Raw genomic sequence first — 17,677 nt, 5'->3', positions numbered from 1 at the left:
CACCAGTCCCATCGTCACCGTCACCGCCACCGTCCCGCGCCGTCCGGCGGATGGTCGCGACCATATCCCTCTACTAACAGGCGCATTCCATGCTACATGACATCGTTGAATACAAAAGAATTGAGGTCCGTGAAAAGATCGCCTCCTTTAGTATCGCCCAGCTGGAACTGCGTGCGGCGCAGGCGCGCCCGGTGCGCGAGTTCGGCGCGGCGCTGCGCCGGCCGGGCGCATCCATCATCGCGGAGGTGAAGTACCGCTCGCCGTCGAAGGGAATCCTGCGCAGCGACTTCGACCCCGCCACGCTGGCGCATGCCTACCAGCTGGGCGGGGCGCGGGCCATTTCGGTGCTGGCCGACAGCCGCTTCTTCGGCGGCGGGCCGTTCGTGGTCGGCCAGATCGCCAACGACGCCGGCGTCGCGCTGCCGGTCATGTACAAGGACTTCATCGTCTCCGAGTACCAGATCCTGGAGGCGCGGGCGGTCGGCGCCGACGCCGTGCTGATCATCGCGCGCATCATCAGCGAGCAGACCTTGGCCGCCCTGCTCAAGCTGGCGGCGGCGCTCGGCATGGAGGTGCTGGTCGAGACCTTCGACGAAAACGACATCGACATGGCGCTGGCCTGCGGCGCGGCCATCGTCGGCATCAACAACCGCGACCTGGACACCTTCAAGACCGATTTCGCCCGCACCGAGCGGCTGTTCCGCCGCCTGCCGGACGGCGTGGTCAGCATCAGCGAAAGCGGCATCGCTTCGCATCAGGACATGCTGGCCATGGCCGCCATCGGCTTTGACGGCGCGCTGATCGGCGAAACCATCCTGCAGGCGCAGCACCCCACGGCGATGATCCGGCAGCTGTGCGGGGATGCGTCATGAGCCGGCGCGACGACTTCACCGCCGTGATCCTGGGCTTCGGACATAGCGGCAATACCCTGCATCTGCGCTGCATGCGCAAGCTGATGGCGACGCATCTGCAGGCCCGCGTCGCCGAGCGGGTCGAAGTGGTCGATCCCTTCATCGCCCGTCCCAGCCTGGGCGCCAACGTGGGCTTCCACCGCAACCTGCCGCCGACCGAGGCGTTCCCGCACACCACGCCGGTGCTGCACATCTGCACGCCGCCGGATTGCCATCTGGGCGATGTGCGCGCCGCGCTGGCCGCCGGCTACAAGTACATCATCGTCGAAAAGCCGCTGGCGCCGTCGGCCGAGGAGGCCAGGATGATCGAACAACTGGCCCAGCGCGGCGCCGCCGAGCTGTTGGTGGTGGCGGTCTGGTCGAACAGTTCGCTGACCCAGGCCTTGAGCGACCTGACGATGCGCGCCGGCGACGACGCCGTGTGCGCCATCGAGGTGGTGCACAACAAGGCGCGCTTCAGCCGCACCTTCGCGCGGCAGAACGAGCATATCTTCGACATCGAGATGCCGCACCAGATGAGCGTGGTGCTGCCCTTCATGGGCGACGGCGTGGTGCTGCTGAGCGCGCAGACCAGCGACCTGATGATCAACGGCAGCTGCCGCTCCACCATGGGGCGCGGCGAGATCGTGCTGGCCGCGCCGTGCGGCGTGCGCGCCCGCCTGGTGTCGAGCCTGAGCCATCCGGTGCGCGAGCGCTCGATCATGATCCAGCTGCGCGGCGGCAGCCGCTTGGTCGGCAATTTTCCCGTCAGCGGCGACGACAGCTACTCGCAGCTGTCGGTCTATTCCTACCAGAACCAGCTGATCTGCCACGAGATCTTCGACGACGACCCGCTGACCAACTGCCTGAAAAACTACTACGAGTATTTTTTCAAGTGCCGCGACGGGCGCGGCGCCGCCGTGCCGAACGGCGCCGCGCTGCGCTTCAACGTGCAGGTCGTCGCGCTGCTCGACGAGGCCAAGCGCGAACAGGCCAACTATCCGATTCACATGATGCAACGCAAAACCCCGCCAGCCGCGCGGCCCAGCCCGGCCTCCAGCGATTCGACGAACCAGCAGGCACCACTACCACGAGGTGAAATTGAACGTTCCTTTTTTTGATACCCAGCGCACCATCGAGGCGCTGCTGCCGACCCTGGAGGTCGAGCTGGAGCAGATGATGCGGCAAGCGACGCTGGTCAACGGCGCCCAGGTGCGGCGCCTTGAACAGGCCATCTGCGACTACACCGGTGCGCGCCATGCCATCGCCACCGGCAACGCGACCGATTCCCTGATCATCGCCCTGATGGCGGCCGGGATCGGCCCGGGCGACGAGGTCATCGTGCCGTGCTACTCCTTCTTCGCTTCGCTGTCGTGCGTCTTGCACGTCGGCGCGACGCCGGTCTTCGTCGACATCGAGGAGGGCAGCTATGCGATGAACGCCGACGCGATCGAGGCGCGCATCACGCCGCGCACGCGCGCCATCATGCCGGTCCACCTGTTCCGCCAGATGGCCGACATGGGCGCCATCCAGGGCATCGCCGCGCGCCACGGCCTGCTGGTGCTGGAGGACAGCGCCGAAGGCATCGGCATGCGCCACGACGGCCGCCACGCCGGCCTGTTGGGCGCCATCGGCGTGCTGTCCTTCTTCCCCACCAAGACGCTGGGCGCGCTGGGCGACGCCGGCATGATCTTGACCGACGACGCCGACTATGCCCTGGCGGCGCGGCAGATAGCCGACAACGGCCGCGACACCAAGGGCATCGCGCAACGCAATGGCTTCAACAGCCGGATGGACGACCTGCAGGCGCTGTACCTGCGCCTGCGCCTGCCGGGCCTGGCCCGGGAGATCGGCTGGCGCGCCCATTGCGCCGCGCTGTACCAACACGGCCTGGCCGAGCTGGCGCCCAACGTCGCGCCGGCGCGTCTGCTGGCGCGCCCGGCGCCGCAGACGACGGTCGATTACGCCTATGTGATCGAGGCCGAGCAGCGCGATGCGCTGGCCGCCTACCTGGCCGGACGCGGCATCGGCACCGAGGTCTATTACCCGCGGCCGCTGCACCTGCAGCCGTGCTGCCGCCACATGGGCCATCGCGAAGGCGATTTCCCGGTGGCCGAGGCGGCCAGCCGGCGGGCGCTGGGCCTGCCCATGTACGCCGACCTGAGCGAGGACGCCGTCATGCAGGTGTGCAGCGCCATCTCGGATTTCTACCGCCTGTCGCCGGCACTGAAAGGAGCCAAGCCATGATCGCGTTTTACGACTACCAGAGGCGCCACCCGCAGGCCAAGGCCGATCTGCTGCGCATCATCCGCGAGCGCGGCGCCAGCGCCGAGTTCATCCTCAAAACGGCGAGCGCCGAGTTGGAGGAGGCGCTTTGCCGCGGCACCGGCGCGGCGCACGCGGTGTGTGTCAGCTCGGCCACGTCGGCCATGATGCTGGCCATGAAGGCGCTCGGCATCGGCCCGGGCGACGAGGTCGTCACGCCCGCCTTTTCCTACATCGCCAGCGCGTCGGCGGTGGCCATGGTCGGCGCCACGCCGGTGTTCGCCGATGTCGACGAGGCCAGTTTCACGCTGGACCCGGCGGCGCTGGCGGCCCGCCTGGGCGCCCGCAGCAAGGCCGTGGTCGCGGTTCACCTGTGCAGCGCGCTGGCCGACATGCCGGCCCTGCGCCGGCAGATGCCCAAAGGCCTGGCGCTGGTCGAGGACAGCGCCACCAGCTTCGGCGCCAAGTTGGACGGGGTGGCGGCCGGTTGCCTGGGCGACGTCGGCGTGTATTCCTTCTTCCCGGCCAAACCCTTGGGCGGCATCGGCGACGGCGGCGCCGTGGTCAGCGCCGACGGCGCGCTGGCCGACACCGTGCGCATGTTGCGCAATCACGGCCAGGACGGCAAGACCCGCTTCACCCACCACCTGTTGGGCTTCAACAGCCGCATGGACGAGATCAACGCGCGCTGGCTGCAGCAGGGCCTGCTCGGCTATCCGCTTGAACTGGCCAGGAAGCAGGCCATCGCCCTGCGCTACGACGAGGGCCTGGCGCGGCTGGAGGGGCGCGTCGCGCTGCAACAGCGCAATACCCAGGACTTCGTGCCGCACGCGTATGTGATCCGGTGCGCCGAGCGCGACGCGCTGGCGGCCCATCTGCTGGCGCGCGGCATCGAAACGCGCGTGCACTTTTCGCAGGCCTTGCCGCTGCAGCCGGCGTTCGCCCACCTGGGCCACCGGCCGGGCGACTTCCCGGTCGCCGAAAAATTGGCGCGCGAGACGCTGGCCATTCCGCTGCACGCCCAGTTGAGCGACGCCGAGGTGGCGCAGATCCTGCAAGCCATCAACGGGTTCTGGCAATGAGCGCCGGCGCCTTCCTGACCGGTATCGCCGACGAGGCGGCCGCCGGCCTGGCCGAGCAGATCGCCTGCCACCGCGCGCTGGGCTGGCGCCACCTCGAGCTGCGCAGCGTCGACGGTGTCGCGGTGGCCCGGCTGTCGCCGGCGCAGCGCGACAGCGTGTGCCTCCAGCTCGCCGAGGCCGGCTTCAGCGTGCCCGTCATCGACTCGCAGATCGGCAACTGGAGCAGCACGATCGCCGCGCCGTTCGCGCACGACCTGGCCGAACTGGATACGCTGCTGGCCCTGGCGGCGCGCACCGGCACACGGATGATCCGTGTCATGTCCTACCCGAACGTGGCCGGCGCGCCGTGGTCCGAGTCCGACTGGTCGGCCGAGGTGGTGCTGCGCCTGCGCGCCTTGGCGCGACTGGCCGGCGAGCAGGGCGTGACCCTGCTGCACGAAAATTGCGCCGGTTGGGGCGGTTCGAGCATCGTCAACGCGCTGCACCTGGCGCGCGCCGTGGACGACCCGCACTTCCGCCTGTTGTTCGACATCGGCAATGGCCTGAGCTACGGCTACACTGCGCTGGACTACCTGGAGCAACTGCTGCCCTGGATCGCCCATGTGCATCTCAAGGACGGCCAACTGGTCGACGGCGAGGTGGTCTACACCATGCCCGGCGAGGGCGGCGCCGGCGTGCGCGACTGCCTGCGCTACCTGGCCGAGCGGCAGTACGCCGGCGGTTACGCGATCGAGCCGCATTTGCACCTGATCCCCCATTTGCGGGCGGGCGGCGGCGACGGCGCGCTGATGCTGTCGAGCTATCAGGCCTACGCGCGGCGCACCGCCGCGCTGATCGAACAGGCCGGCGGCGCGGCGGCGGGAGTCTTGCATGCTGCTTGATTCCGACTACACGGCCGCCTTGCTCGCGCTGATGCGCATCGACACCGTCACGCCGATGGAGGACGGCGACGGCGCCCTGCACGCCAGTGCCAACCAGGCCTATGCCGCGCTGGCCGAGGGGTTGGGGATGCGGGTGGTGTTCGCCGGAGCGGGCTGCCTGCCCGAGCAGGCCGACGCCGTGGTGCCGACCACGATCGCGCGGCGCATGGCCGAACAGGCCGACTTTTTGCAGCGCCAGCCGCATCTGGTGCTGGAGCTGGGCCGGGGCGACGCCGAGCACACCTTGATGTTCAATTTTCACATGGACTGCGTCGGGCCGCACCTGCCGGCCAGCCTGGACTGCGGCGTGCTGCGCGGCCGTGGCGCGGTCGACAACAAGGGGCCGGGCGTGGCCGTGCTGGCCGCGCTGGCGGCCGTGCGGCGCCAGTGTCCGCAGATCTTCGACAGCACCCGCGTGCTGGTGATGGCGGTGGCCGGCGAGGAGGGCGGCGCGATGGGCGTGTACGGCACGCGCCACCTGATCGAGCGCGGCTTCGTCGGCCGGCTGAACGTGTTTGTCGAACCGAGCGACGGCGCCTACTTCGACGCCTCGACCACCTCGATGACCTGGGAGGCGCGGGTCGACGGCCAGGGCTCGACCGACGATTTCCCCGACCAGGGCCAGAACGCCACCCTGATGCTGGCCTTCCTGGCGCAGCACATGGCGGCGGTGTTGAGCCCGCGCATGGTGGCGCTGGGCGTGAAGATGACGCTGGCCGGCCTGCACACCGGCCACCAGCACAACCGGGTGTACGGCGAGGGGCGCCTGCTGTTCAATTTCGCCTATGCCGACGCGGCCGGCGCGCAGGCCGCCCGCGCGGCGGTCGAGGCGGCCTTCGACGGCGGCCTGGCGGCCTTCGCCGACCGCTTCGGCGCCCGGCCGCCGTTCGTGCGCAGCGCCGCCAGCGTGCGCGAGGTGTGCCACGCCAGCTGGATCAAATGCGGCCTGCCGGTGTTGAACAACCGCCACGGCGAGCTGGAGTCGGTGCTCGCCAGCGTGGGCCTGCTGCGCAATACCAACATCAACGAGGCCTTCACCTGCGACGCGATGTGGGCGCAGCGGCCGGGCGCCTACAGCATCGTGTTCGGCCCCGGCTCGCTGGCGCGCAACGGCGCCCATACCGCCGCAGAACACGTCGCCATCGCCGAGCTGGAGGCGTTCGCCGTCGCCACCGCCCGCCTCATCGTCGCTTTCGCGCACGGGCACAGCCCGCTGCCAGCGGCCATCCTAGACCACTTCAACCCAGAGAAAACATGAAGCTTTCGACCATCCCCGCCACCGCGCTGTACCAGTTCACCGAAGACGTCTTCGCCGCCCTGGGTTACAGCCGCACCGCCGCCGCGCGCGCCGCCGCCGTGCTGCATTATGCCGACCTGCGCGGCCACGACACCCACGGCGTGGCCAATCTGGCCGGGCTGTACTGCCCGGCCGTCAAGGCCGGCGAGATCCGCCTGCAGGCCGTGCCGCGCTGGCACAGCCGGCGCGGCGCCTGCGGCCTGCTCGACGCCGACGGCGCGCTGGGCCTGCTGGCCGGGCAGGAGGGCATGCAGGGCGCGATCGCCAGCGCGCGCGACGCCGGCATCGGTTGCGTCGCGGTGAGTAACAGCTCGCATTTCGGCGCCGCCGGCTTCTACGCCCACATGGCGCTGGAACACGGCATGCTCGGCATCGCCTCGACCAACCTGGGCAACGACCCGGTGGCCAGTCCGCTGGGCAGCGCGGCGCCGCTGCTGGGCACCAATCCGATCAGTTTTGCCGCCGGCGCCGGCGACGCGGCCGACCCCTTCCTGCTCGACATGAGCACCACGGTGGTGGCCAGCGGTAAGATCAAACAGTATGCGCGGCGCGGCCAGAGCGTGGCCGACGGCTGGTTGCACGACGCCGCCGGCCGCCCGGTCAGCGAGCCGGCCCGCTATGCCGAAGGCCGGGCGCAACTGCCGATGCTGGGCGGCGCCTACGCCGAACAGGGCGGCCACAAGGGCCTCGGCCTGGGCCTGATGGTCGAGGTGCTGTGCGGCGCGCTGGCCGGCGCCCACACCAGCGCCGACCGTGGCGTCGGCGGCCGCAACAGCGTCGGCCACTTTTTCATCGCCATCGATCCGGCCTTTTTCGGCCCGTCGGCGGCCTTCGGCGCCGCGCTGAGCCGGCTGCTGGGCAGCATCAGCGGGGCGCCGGTGCAGCCGGGCTTTGCGCCGCTGAGGTATCCCGGCCAGCCCGACGGGCAGACCCTGCGCGCCCGCCAGGCGCAGGGCGTTCCGCTCGACGCGGCGCTGCTGGCCCAGTTGGACGGGCTGGCGCAGACACTGGGACTGGCGCCACTGAGCGGGGAGCAGGCATGAGCATCGGCATCGGCATCATCGGCATGGGCGTGATCTCGCACTATTACGTGGCGGGCTTCGCGCGGGTCGGACAATGCAAGCTGGTCGCCGTGTGCGACCTGAATCGGGCCAAGCTGGCGGCGCACGACGCCGGCCCGGTCGCCACCTACCTCGACTACCGCGACTTGCTGGCCGATCCGCGCGTGGTGGGGGTGGTCATCAACCTGCCGAACAACCTGCATTTCAAGGCCGGCATGGAGGCCCTGGCGGCGGGCAAGCACGTGTGCTGCGAAAAGCCGCTGACCTTGTCGCTGGAGGAGGCGCAGATCCTGGCGGCGAGCGCCGAGGAGCTCGGCCTTTGCCTGCTGACCTCTTTCCACCGCCGCTACAACCTGCACCTGATCGCCGCGCGCGAGGCGCGCCTGTTCGATCCGGCCGCGCGCGACATCCGCGCCGTGCACGCGCACTACGACGAGCGCATCGAGGACCATGCCGGGGCCGACACCTGGTATCTCAACCCGGCCTCCTGCGGCGGCGGCTGCATCGCCGACAACGGCCCGAACGTGTTCGACTCCCTGTCGGCGGTGCTGGGCCGCCTGCGCCTGGTCGACGTCAGCGCGCGCTACGACGAGACGGGGCTGGACGTGGGCGCGCAGGTCGAGCTGCTGACCGGCGGCGGCATTCCCGTCACGGCGCATCTGTCGTGGGACTACGCGCACGGCGAGCGCAAGGACATCGTGCTCGAGGACAGCCAGGGACGGCTCACCGAGGTCGACTTCCTGCAGGACTCGGAGGGCTTCAAGACCTCGCTCTACCATGAATACGAGGGGGTGCTGGCGCACTTCGCCCACGCCATCCAGGCCGGCGGCGAGTATGGCGCCGACGGCGTCGACGCGGCGCGCCTGGTGGCGCAATGCTACGCCATGCTGGCGGCCAAGCGCGCGCCGGCGGCCAACAAGCTGGTGCTGGGCGGACGCCTGGTCAAGCTGCTGCGCCACAGCAGCCATGCGCGCGGCATGACGCTGATCGAGGCGCGTTCGCGCTGCGTGCGCGCGGGCGAGCTGCACGAGCTGGTGAGCACCGACCAGGCCGGGTTGGGCAGCGGCGACCGGGTCGACCGGGTCGGCTTCATCGGCTTCATGGAGGCGACCGGCGCCGGCGTCATCGACGTCGGCGACACCTTCCATATCGGCGACCAGGCGATCGGCGTGGTGCTCGGCTTCGACGAATGCCATTTTCCGAACCACTACAACATTTTGATCTCGACCGACCGCCTGCTGACGGCGAGCGACATTCCACCGGCCACACCTGGCGCCGCCGTGCGCTTCGAGGAGACTGTATGAGCACACCGCAACAAATTGAAGTCAGCGCCGCCGCGCGCGCCCGCTATCCCGGCGTCGCGGTGTTGGCCTGCCATGTCGACGTCGGCGATTGCGCCGACGTCGCCGCGCCCGACTGGTCGGCCGCCCGCCGGCGCTGGCACGGCTGGAGCAAGCAGGACCTGCTGGGCCACTCCGGCGTGGCGCCGTTCGCCGACTTCCTGCGCAGCTTGGGTCTGAATCCGCTGCGCCAGCCGCCGTCGTTCGCCAACTTCATCCTGCGCGCCTTCGCCAAGCCGGACGCCGCTGTCCCCAGCGTCCACGGCATTGTCGACCACGTCAACCAGGTCGCCGTGGACAGCCTCAATTCGCTGGGCGTGTTCGACGCGGCGGCGGTGGTGGGCCCGCTCACCTTGGACCTGAGCCGGCCCGGCGAGCGCTTCGAACCGCTCGGCGGCGACGGTGTCGAAAGTATCGACGGCGGCGCGCTGGTGCTGCGCGACGGCGAGAAGATCCTCTCGCTGTTCTCGGTGCGCGACAGCGTGCACCAGGTCATCACCGAGCGCACCCGCGCCGTGTTGGTGCTCGGTTGCGTGGTGCCGGGCATCGCGGCCGGGCAAGTCGAGGCCGCCGTCGGCGCGGCGGCGGCGCGTTTGCGCTCGCTGCGCCGCGCCCCTGCGGCGCAGGCGTCGGCGTGGTTCGGCCAGTTCGGCGGCACCTTCATCCCGGAGACGCTGAGTCCCGCTGTGGCCGAGATGATCGCCGCCTACGAGCGCATCGTCCCCAGCGAGGCCTTCCAGACGCGCTACCAGAAGCTGCTGCGCTCCTTCGTCGGACGTGAAACCGCGCTGACGCTGGCCAGCAACCTGTCCGACGCGCTCGGCGTGAAGACCTATTTGAAGCGCGAGGACCTGGCCCACACCGGCGCCCACAAGATCAACAACGCGATGGGCCAGGCCTTGCTGGCGCAGCAGATGGGCAAGCGCCGCGTCGTCGCCGAAACCGGCGCCGGCCAGCATGGCGTGGCCACCGCCGCCGCCTGTGCCTTCCTGCGCATGGAGTGCGTCATCTACATGGGCACGCGCGACATGGCGCGCCAGCACCTGAACGTGCTGCGCATGCGCCTGATGGGGGCCACGGTGATCGGCGTCGACAGCGGCTCGCAGACCTTGAAGGACGCCGTCAACGAGGCCATCCGCGATTGGGTCGGCGATCCCGGCGCCACCTACTACCTGCTCGGCTCCGCGCTGGGGCCGCACCCGTACCCCACCATGGTGCGCGACTTCCAGTCGGTGATCGGGCGTGAAACGATGGCCCAGTTCGCCGCCGAGGAGGACGGCGCGCTGCCCGACGCGCTGGTCGCCTGCGTCGGCGGCGGCTCGAACGCGATCGGCCTGTTCCACCCCTTCATCGGGCTGCCCAGCGTGCGCCTGTTCGGCGTCGAGGCGGGCGGCGCCGGCGCCGCTTCGCAGCAGCATTCCTTGCGCCTCGATCCGGCCTCCGACAGCCGCCTGGGCGTGCTGCAGGGCTGTCGTTCGTACGTGCTGCAGGACTCGCACGGCCAGATCCGGGAAACCCACAGCATCGCGCCCGGCCTGGACTACCCGATGGTCGGGCCGGAGCATGCCTGGCTGCGCGAATCGGGCCGCGCCGAGTACCTCAGCGCGACCGACGACGAGGCCTTGAAGGCGCTCGAACTGCTGTCGCGCAGCGAGGGCATCATCCCGGCGCTGGAAAGCGCGCACGCCATCGCCGGCGCCTTCAAGGTCGCCCAACTGCTGCCGCGCGGCGCCAAGATGGTGGTCAATGTCAGCGGCCGCGGCGACAAGGACCTGGCCGTCATCGCCGGCCTGATCACCTCCCTGCAATCGTGAACGAGAGTGCCATGAACTTAATCGACAGCTGTTTTACCCGCCTGGCCGAGCAAGGCCGGCCGGCCCTGATGCCCTATCTGACGCTGGGCTATCCGCAACTGGATTCGGCGCTGGAGTTGATCCCGGCGCTGGTCGCCGGCGGCGCCGACGTGCTGGAGCTGGGCGTGCCCTTCAGCGACCCGCTGGCCGACGGCAAGGTGATCCAGGCCACCTCGCAGCAGGCCATCGACAACGGCATGACCATGCCGCTGGCGCTGGCCCAGTTGCGCGAACTGGGCGGCCGGATGGCCTTGCCGCCGGTGGTGTTGATGACCTACACGAACATCCTGATGCACCATGGCTTCGAGCGGTTTGCCCGCGACGCCGCCGCCGCCGGCGTGAGCGGCCTGATCGTGCCCGACATGCCGCTGGAGGAAAGCGGCACGCTGCGCGCGGTGCTGGAAGCGCAGGGCATCCATTTCATTTTCATGGTGACGCCGAACCTGGCGCAGGCCCGCATCGACGCCATCGCCGAGGTGGCGCGCGGCTTCATCTACATGGTCTCGGTCACCGGGGTCACCGGCGAACGCAGCGAACTGCCTGATATCGCCGATTTCGCCGGCAGGATGCGGCGCGCCACCGGCGTGCCGCTGGCGCTGGGCTTCGGCATCAGCACGCCGGCCCAGGCGCAGTCGCTGCGCGGCCAGGTCGACGGCGTCATCATCGGCAGCGCCCTGATGAAGCGGCTGGCCGACCCGTCCAGCGCCTGCGCCGAGGCGGGCGCCTTCCTGGCGCCGTTCAAGCCGGCCGCCGTGGTCGCCGCCCATGCGTGAGCGCGCCGACCCCGTCATCAAGATTTGTGGCATCACCCGTGGCGCCGATGCCGAGGCGGCCATCGGCGCCGGCGTGCAGATCGTCGGCCTGATGTTCGTGCCCGGTTCGCGCCGTCTGGTGACGCTGGCGCAGGCGCGCGCCCTGGCCGAGCAGTTGCGCGGCCGGGTCCAGTTGGCCGGGGTCTTCATGGACCAGCCCTACCGCGAGGTCGAGCAGATTGCCGCGGCATTGGACCTGGACCTGGTGCAGCTGCATGGCGACGAGGTGGCCGCCGACTGGCTGCGTCTTGGCCGGCCCTTGATCAAGCGCGTCCTGCCCGGCGCCGGCGGCGCCGGCCTGCCGGCGGGCGTCGTGCCGCTGTTGGATCCCGGCGCCGGCAGCGGCATCGCCTACGCCTGGGGCGACTGCCGGGATGACTGCGGCAACGCCCTGATCGCCGGCGGGCTGGCGCCGGACAACGTGGCGCAGGCGATCCTGGCCTGCGCGCCATGGGGCGTGGACGTCTCGTCCGGGGTCGAGGCGGGCACGCCCGGCCACAAGGACCCGGCGCGGATCGACAGCTTCGTCGACCAGGTCCGGCGCGCTTACCGGGAGCTGGCCGCGCGCAAGGTCGCCGCGTAAGCGTCGCCGTGCCCGTATTTGCCAGAACCGGCTGTGGCGCGCGCGCCGGCAAGCTGCGTGCGCCGCCGGTGGTGTGCGTGCTGGGTGCGCCGGCGAGCGGCCTGCCGATCGCGCGGCGCATCGGCGCGCGTTTGCCGGTGCTGTGTTTCGACACGGGCCGCAGCCACGCGCCAGGCGGTCGCGCGCATGCCGGCCGGCTGCGGCCCGCCCGTCCGTTGCGGCAGCTGGCCGGCGCGGACGTCTACGTGATCGCCATCGACCGCAAGCGGTTCGACAACGCGATCGGCACCGTCAGCCTGGTGCTCGCGCTGGGCGACATCATCGTGTTCGCCACGCCGGCGCGGATGCGGCGGCGTGACGGCCGCGCGGTCGACTATATCGAGGCCACCGTCGGGCTGCGCTGCAACCGCGATTTCTACGTTGCCCGTTGCACCGCGCGCGGCTGTTGCCTGCACGGCGCGCGCGGCACGCCAACCATGGTGGCGCGTTACCTGCAGGGCCTGCGCGGCCTGCCGTGCGCGCCGCGTCACCACCACGCATAGGAATAGTCCAGCATGAGCATCACAGCACAACAAGCACTGCAGCGCGCCGTCGCCGGCCATGATTTGCCGCACGAGGAGATGGTTTGTCTGATGCGCGCCATCATGGGCGCGGAGGTGGCGACCGACATGGTCGCCGCGCTGTTGATCGCCTGGCGCGCCAAACCGGAGAGCATCGCCGAGATCAGCGCCGCCGCCCAGGTCATGCGCGAATTTTGCGTGCCGGTGCGGGGGCCGCGCGACGCCCGCCATTTCGTCGACCTGGTCGGCACCGGCGGCGACGCCAGCCACAGCTTCAATATCTCGACCACCGCCATGCTGGTGAGCGCGGCCGCCGGCGCCGTGGTGGCCAAGCACGGCAACCGCAGCGTCAGTTCGAACAGCGGCAGCGCCGATGTGCTTGAGGCGCTGGGCGTGAACCTGATGCTCGACCCGGCCCAGGTGGGCGCCTGCATCGCGCACACCGGCATCGGCTTCATGTACACGCCGAACCACCATCCGGCGATGAAGCGGCTGGCGCCGTTGCGCCGCGCGCTGGGCCTGCGCACCCTGTTCAACATCCTGGGGCCGCTGTCGAATCCGGCCGCCGCACCGAATCAGCTGCTGGGCGTATTCCGCCCGGACCTGGTCGGCACGCTGGCGCGCGTCATGCAGCGTCTCGGCTCGCGGCACGTGCTGGTGGTGCACGGGCGCGACGGCATGGACGAGATCTCGCTGAGCGCGCCCACCATGGTGGCCGAGCTGCACGACGGCAGGATCAGCGAGTATGAGATCGCGCCGGAACAGTTCGGCCTGGCGCGCGCCGACAGCGCCTGCCTGCGGGTCGACTGTGCGCTGCAATCGCGCCAGATACTGCTCGAGGTGCTGGCGAATCGGCCCGGCGCGGCGCGCGATATCGTCATCCTCAACAGTGCTGCTGCCTTGTACGCGGCCAACCTGGCGCCGTCCATCGGCGACGGCATCGGCATGGCGCGCGAGGCCATCGCCAGCGGCGCGGCGCTGCGCCGGCTGGAGATGCTGCGCGCCTTCAGCGTCGCCTGCGCGGCGCCGGAGCAGCTGCGCGCTTGAAAAGGAGGGCTTGAGAGGCTGGCTTGAATGGTTGGCTTGAGAGGCGGGCTTGGAACGGGGGCTTGAGCGGAAGGCGGCAGAGGAGGGCGGAAAACCAGGGCGGAAAACGGGGGCTAGCGTTTGCGCTTGACGAACTTGGCGACGCGGCCCGGCGTGATGCCGAGGAAGCGGCGGAAATGGCGCGTGAAGTGGGCCTGGTCGGTGAAGCCGGTGGCGAACGCCGCCTCGGCCACGAAGGTGCCGGCCTCGATCATGCGCTGGGCGCGTTGCAAGCGCCGGTTCATATGGTAGGCGTAGGGCGAAATGCCGAACTCCTCGGTGAAGCTGCGCACCAGGTGGAAGGTGTTCATGTCGCCGACCCGGGCCAGCTCGGCCAGCGCGATGCTGCGGTCGCAGACGCTGTCGAGCATGTCGCGCACCCGCAGCAGGGCTCTGGCCGAGGCCTTTTTTTCCTGCGACGGGCCGCGCGCGATCTGCCCCAGACGGGCCAGCAACAAGGTGTATTCGCATTCGGCGGCCATCGATTCGGCGCCGGGAACGCTGGCCTCGGCCAGGGCCTTGAAGCGGGCCACCGCGAACGGGTCGTCCAGCACATGTTGGCGGAACCAGATCGGGCTGGCGTTGGCCTCCTTGCCGAGCGCGCCGAGCAGGGCCGACTGTTCGAGGAACAGATTGGTGTAGGTCCAGCCCTCGCAGTCGGCTTCGCCGCTGTGGATCTGTTCCGGATTCATGACGCACAAGGAGCCGGGACGGGCCGCCCAGCTGCTGCCGGCGCACTCGAAGCGGTTCACGCCGCTGTGGATCAGGCCGATCGAATAGCCTTCGTGCATGTGGCGGGGGAACGCGAAGGCGCGGAAGGTGCCGAGGATTAACAAGGCACCGGTGGTATTGGGTAGCACTTCGGACGCGATGAATTCTTTCATTGTCTCTGCGGTGGATCGCCAGTTGAAAACGCACGGCGACCGCGTCGTCATACCTGCATCAGGGACCGAGCCGGGCTTGGTTCCGTGGTCTGGGCAACAGCTGTGGCATGGTGTTAATGCGCGGTGTCAGCTGGTGCCGGTGCAGTGCTGCGCATGGCGGCGAGGGCGAGGAGGGGACTCGCGGAAATATTACCATAAATATAATTTTCGGCAAAGGTTGGCGGAAAATGGGCGCCGCGCGGGCGCTTGCCCGGTAAACGCTGCCGGGGGATACGATCATCTCCCCGCGCCAAGGCCCGACTGTGGCAGGCCGCCTGATTAATACTTGCAACTTGGTAAGTTACCCCCAAGTACCTCTGTACATCAACCCCTCAGAAAGTGAAATCCCATGCCTGCATTGCTCAATCGACTCGAATGGCGCTACGCCACCAAAAAGATGGACCCAAGCAAGGATGTTGCGCAGGAAAAGGTCGATCGCATCCTGGAGGCGGTGCGTTTGACGGCCAGTTCCAGCGGCTTGCAGCCGTATGAGGTCATCGTGGTCACCAATCCGGCGGTGCGCGAACAGATCAAGCCGCACGCCTGGAACCAGGGCCAGATCACCGATTGTTCGCATCTGTTGGTGTTTGCCGCCTGGGACAATTACACCGCCGAGCGCATCAACAATATGTTCGACCTGGTCAACGAAGAGCGCGGCCTGAAAAACGAGGGCTGGGAGGCCTACCGCCAAAAATTGCTGGGCAGCTACCCACAACGCGATGCGGAAACCAACTTCGAGCACGCCGCCCGCCAAGCCTATATCGGCCTGGGTTCGGCGCTGATCGCCGCCGCCTACGAGGAAGTCGATAGCACACCGATGGAAGGTTTCGACCCGGTCAAGGTCGACGAGGTGCTCAAGCTGCGCGAGCGCGGCCTGCGCTCGGTGGTCATTTTGCCGCTGGGCTATCGCGCCGGCGAGGGCGACTGGCTGGTGCAACTGAAGAAAGTGCGCCGTCCGCGCGCCGAATTCATCACCGAGGTGGCGTAAAGCCACGTTTTACCGGCCCGGCGGAGCGTGCGCCGCCGGGCCGGCAAGCACCATCCGACCCCTGTCCCAGGGTTTTTTTTACGTCCATATAATTATTGCCGAGTGAAAACTGGTTACTGAAAAAGCTTATAATTAGTTAAAATTGGATTTTTAATCATAACCCAGCGCTTAAGGGCACTTCGAAAAACCACCAAATTGTCGTTCCGCATCGGCGGACCGCCGCGTAGGCGGGAACCCATGCTGAGCCAATGGACATGCGGGGTATAGATTCCCGCCTGCGCGGGAATGACGGTTATTCGAGGTGTCCTTAATCGGTAAGGCGGTATGCATATGACCACGATATCCCCAGTTGGCGCGGCGAACGCGATCCCGAACGGCGCGTCCGTCAGCACGAACCGGGCCGACACGCCCGCCTCCCAAGCGGCGGCGGCCGACGCCCTCGTCAACCTCAGCCCGGCCAGCCTGGCGGCGGCCCTCCAAGGCACGCAGCGGGTGACGGACTCGACGGGCACGCCCCTGGTCTGGGAAAACAAGTTGCGCGACCCGATCACTTCCGTGATCGAGCGGAATTATTCGGCGCAATCGACCGCCGGCCGCTTCCGTGGCTTGGGCGCGGCGCTGCTCGAACGCTTCAAGAGCGACGGCGCGGACCTGTCGCAAGCGGCGCAGCAACTGCCGGCGGGAACGCATGTGGCCGGCTATGGCGCGCTGTTCTCGACCCAGCCGTCGTCGCTGCACGGCCGTGGCGACAACCAGATCAGCCTCAGCATCACCACCAAGAGCGGCGCCCAAGTCAAGTTGACGATGGACAGCCAGGACGACGGCATGGCCGTTGACATAAAAACCAGCGGCACGCTGAGCGAGGCCGATCGGGGCGCGTTGGCCGGCCTGTCGGCCGCTTTCCAGGACGCCATCGACGGCATGACGCAGGAGCCGCCGAAGCTCAATCTGGGCGGCCTGACGAAGTTCGATCGGACCTTGCTGGCGTCGGTGGACTTGCACGCCGCGGTGAAGTTGCCGGGCGGCCCGGATCAGACACAAACCCTGGACTTCCGCGCCGACGGCGCGCAAAGGAAGGTGAGCGTCAGCGGCCCGTCCGGCACGGCGCAGGTCAGCGTCGATGTGGTCAAGCTGGCCGGTCTGGGCAGCACGGAGCAGCAGGCCAAGGCGCTGAGCAGTTATCTGAAGCAGGTCGACCAGGCCGCCACGCGCGGCCGTGGCGACGCCGGACTGGTCGCCATGTTCAAGGATGCCTTCACCAGCATGAACAGCAATGTCGGCGCGGCGAACCAGCCGGCCGTCGGCGGCTACAAGTCCACCCAATTGACGCTGGCCGACGAGGACCACGCGATGTTGACCGGCCTGGCCGACTTCAGCGCCTCGATCACGCAAGCCGCGAAGTCGAGCAATCCCCTGCGCACCGGCGAGCTGGACCGGTTCTCCTACCAACTGTCGCAGAGCACCGACATCGGCGGCCGCAACCAGGGCGAGCGTTCGATCGGGCAGCAACAGAAGTCCGAGCTGAGTGCCGGCTTCCATGCGCCGAGCAAGTCCGGCACCCAGCTGCGCCTGGACCTGACGCAGGAGTCGCAGAACTACGACTACTATCAGATCGACGACGCGGCCAGCAGCAAGGTGGACATGGCCTACCACGACGGGCTGCTGACCAAGGCCACGCTGAACCAGGAGGCCAGCCAGTCGACCCGCCTGATGCGCTACGAGTTTGGCCGCCTGATCTCCGACAAGACCACGCCCGGCAAGCAGTCCTTGCAGCGCGACCTGGTGGCGGCGCTGGCGCCCGACTTGAAGGGCGAGCGTTACAAGAGCGCCGAGGAAATCTACCAGCACAAGCAGGAGTTGAAGGCGGTCAACGACCTGGTCTTCCTGCAGGCCTATCCGGAGCAGGCGGACAGCCCGTGGTCGGTCAAGCAGGATGCCTAAGCAGGCGTGACAGCACCCGCTGAGCATTCGCGAAATAATTCCATGAGGAAACCATAGTTTCGATAAAGTGCATGAA

16 protein-coding genes are annotated in these 17,677 nt (G+C 68.7%); 15 read left to right on the top strand and 1 reads right to left on the bottom strand.

Annotated elements, in window-relative coordinates; all coding sequences use genetic code 11:
• Window positions 1-89 precede the first annotated feature (89 nt).
• From trpC to trpD, 13 genes are read left to right on the top strand one after another with little or no spacing between them, the layout of a single operon-like run.
• On the top strand, window positions 90-872 hold the full coding sequence (trpC, locus tag H7U20_RS13865) for an indole-3-glycerol phosphate synthase TrpC (protein WP_199759726.1): 783 nt from the start codon (window positions 90-92) through the stop codon (window positions 870-872).
• Window positions 869-2,011, top strand: coding sequence for a Gfo/Idh/MocA family oxidoreductase (locus H7U20_RS13860; RefSeq protein ID WP_199759725.1), 1,143 nt, complete (start codon window positions 869-871; stop codon window positions 2,009-2,011). Before trpC ends, H7U20_RS13860 begins: the two co-directional genes overlap by 4 nt.
• Window positions 1,992-3,137 carry a DegT/DnrJ/EryC1/StrS family aminotransferase gene (locus H7U20_RS13855; RefSeq protein ID WP_199759724.1) on the top strand — a complete coding sequence of 382 codons (1,146 nt, stop codon included), beginning with the start codon at window positions 1,992-1,994 and terminating at the stop codon, window positions 3,135-3,137. Before H7U20_RS13860 ends, H7U20_RS13855 begins: the two co-directional genes overlap by 20 nt.
• Complete coding sequence (locus tag H7U20_RS13850) at window positions 3,134-4,237, top strand: DegT/DnrJ/EryC1/StrS family aminotransferase (protein ID WP_199759723.1); 1,104 nt, start codon at window positions 3,134-3,136, stop codon at window positions 4,235-4,237. The genes H7U20_RS13855 and H7U20_RS13850 overlap by 4 nt, the downstream gene beginning before the upstream one ends.
• Entirely contained in the window at window positions 4,234-5,118 is an 885-nt protein-coding gene (locus tag H7U20_RS13845) for a sugar phosphate isomerase/epimerase family protein (RefSeq protein ID WP_199759722.1), read from the top strand. Before H7U20_RS13850 ends, H7U20_RS13845 begins: the two co-directional genes overlap by 4 nt.
• Window positions 5,108-6,415, top strand: coding sequence for a M20/M25/M40 family metallo-hydrolase (locus H7U20_RS13840; protein ID WP_199759721.1), 1,308 nt, complete (start codon window positions 5,108-5,110; stop codon window positions 6,413-6,415). Before H7U20_RS13845 ends, H7U20_RS13840 begins: the two co-directional genes overlap by 11 nt.
• Entirely contained in the window at window positions 6,412-7,497 is a 1,086-nt protein-coding gene (locus tag H7U20_RS13835) for an Ldh family oxidoreductase (RefSeq protein ID WP_199759720.1), read from the top strand. Before H7U20_RS13840 ends, H7U20_RS13835 begins: the two co-directional genes overlap by 4 nt.
• Complete coding sequence (locus H7U20_RS13830; protein ID WP_199759719.1) at window positions 7,494-8,819, top strand: Gfo/Idh/MocA family protein; 1,326 nt, start codon at window positions 7,494-7,496, stop codon at window positions 8,817-8,819. Before H7U20_RS13835 ends, H7U20_RS13830 begins: the two co-directional genes overlap by 4 nt.
• Entirely contained in the window at window positions 8,816-10,669 is a 1,854-nt protein-coding gene (gene trpB, locus H7U20_RS13825) for a tryptophan synthase subunit beta (protein ID WP_199759718.1), read from the top strand. Before H7U20_RS13830 ends, trpB begins: the two co-directional genes overlap by 4 nt.
• 11 nt (window positions 10,670-10,680) lie before the next feature.
• Complete coding sequence (gene trpA, locus H7U20_RS13820) at window positions 10,681-11,481, top strand: tryptophan synthase subunit alpha (protein WP_199759717.1); 801 nt, start codon at window positions 10,681-10,683, stop codon at window positions 11,479-11,481.
• Window positions 11,474-12,103 carry a phosphoribosylanthranilate isomerase gene (locus H7U20_RS13815; protein ID WP_199759716.1) on the top strand — a complete coding sequence of 210 codons (630 nt, stop codon included), beginning with the start codon at window positions 11,474-11,476 and terminating at the stop codon, window positions 12,101-12,103. Before trpA ends, H7U20_RS13815 begins: the two co-directional genes overlap by 8 nt.
• An 8-nt stretch (window positions 12,104-12,111) precedes the next feature.
• Window positions 12,112-12,645 carry a hypothetical protein gene (locus H7U20_RS13810; protein ID WP_199759715.1) on the top strand — a complete coding sequence of 178 codons (534 nt, stop codon included), beginning with the start codon at window positions 12,112-12,114 and terminating at the stop codon, window positions 12,643-12,645.
• A gap of 12 nt (window positions 12,646-12,657) precedes the next feature.
• Window positions 12,658-13,710, top strand: coding sequence for an anthranilate phosphoribosyltransferase (trpD, locus tag H7U20_RS13805; protein WP_199759714.1), 1,053 nt, complete (start codon window positions 12,658-12,660; stop codon window positions 13,708-13,710).
• A gap of 113 nt (window positions 13,711-13,823) precedes the next feature.
• On the opposite strand, the gene H7U20_RS13800 is transcribed toward trpD, so the two are convergent.
• Window positions 13,824-14,633: a helix-turn-helix transcriptional regulator gene (locus tag H7U20_RS13800; protein ID WP_199759713.1), complete on the bottom strand. Its 810-nt coding sequence runs from the start codon at window positions 14,631-14,633 to the stop codon at window positions 13,824-13,826.
• A 388-nt stretch (window positions 14,634-15,021) separates the two neighbouring features.
• On the opposite strand from H7U20_RS13800, the gene H7U20_RS13795 reads away from it, so the two are divergent.
• Both H7U20_RS13795 and H7U20_RS13790 read left to right on the top strand, forming a co-directional pair.
• Window positions 15,022-15,660: an NAD(P)H-dependent oxidoreductase gene (locus H7U20_RS13795; RefSeq protein WP_199759712.1), complete on the top strand. Its 639-nt coding sequence runs from the start codon at window positions 15,022-15,024 to the stop codon at window positions 15,658-15,660.
• A 330-nt stretch (window positions 15,661-15,990) separates the two neighbouring features.
• The gene (locus tag H7U20_RS13790; RefSeq protein WP_233410748.1) at window positions 15,991-17,601 is read left to right on the top strand and encodes a hypothetical protein; all 1,611 of its coding nucleotides are present in this window, start codon (window positions 15,991-15,993) and stop codon (window positions 17,599-17,601) included.
• The last annotated feature ends 76 nt before the right edge of the window (window positions 17,602-17,677 follow it).

The sequence above is a fragment of the Rugamonas violacea genome (assembly GCF_016461825.1).
Classification (GTDB): domain Bacteria; phylum Pseudomonadota; class Gammaproteobacteria; order Burkholderiales; family Burkholderiaceae_D; genus Rugamonas.
This window is presented reverse-complemented; position numbering and strand designations above follow the sequence as displayed.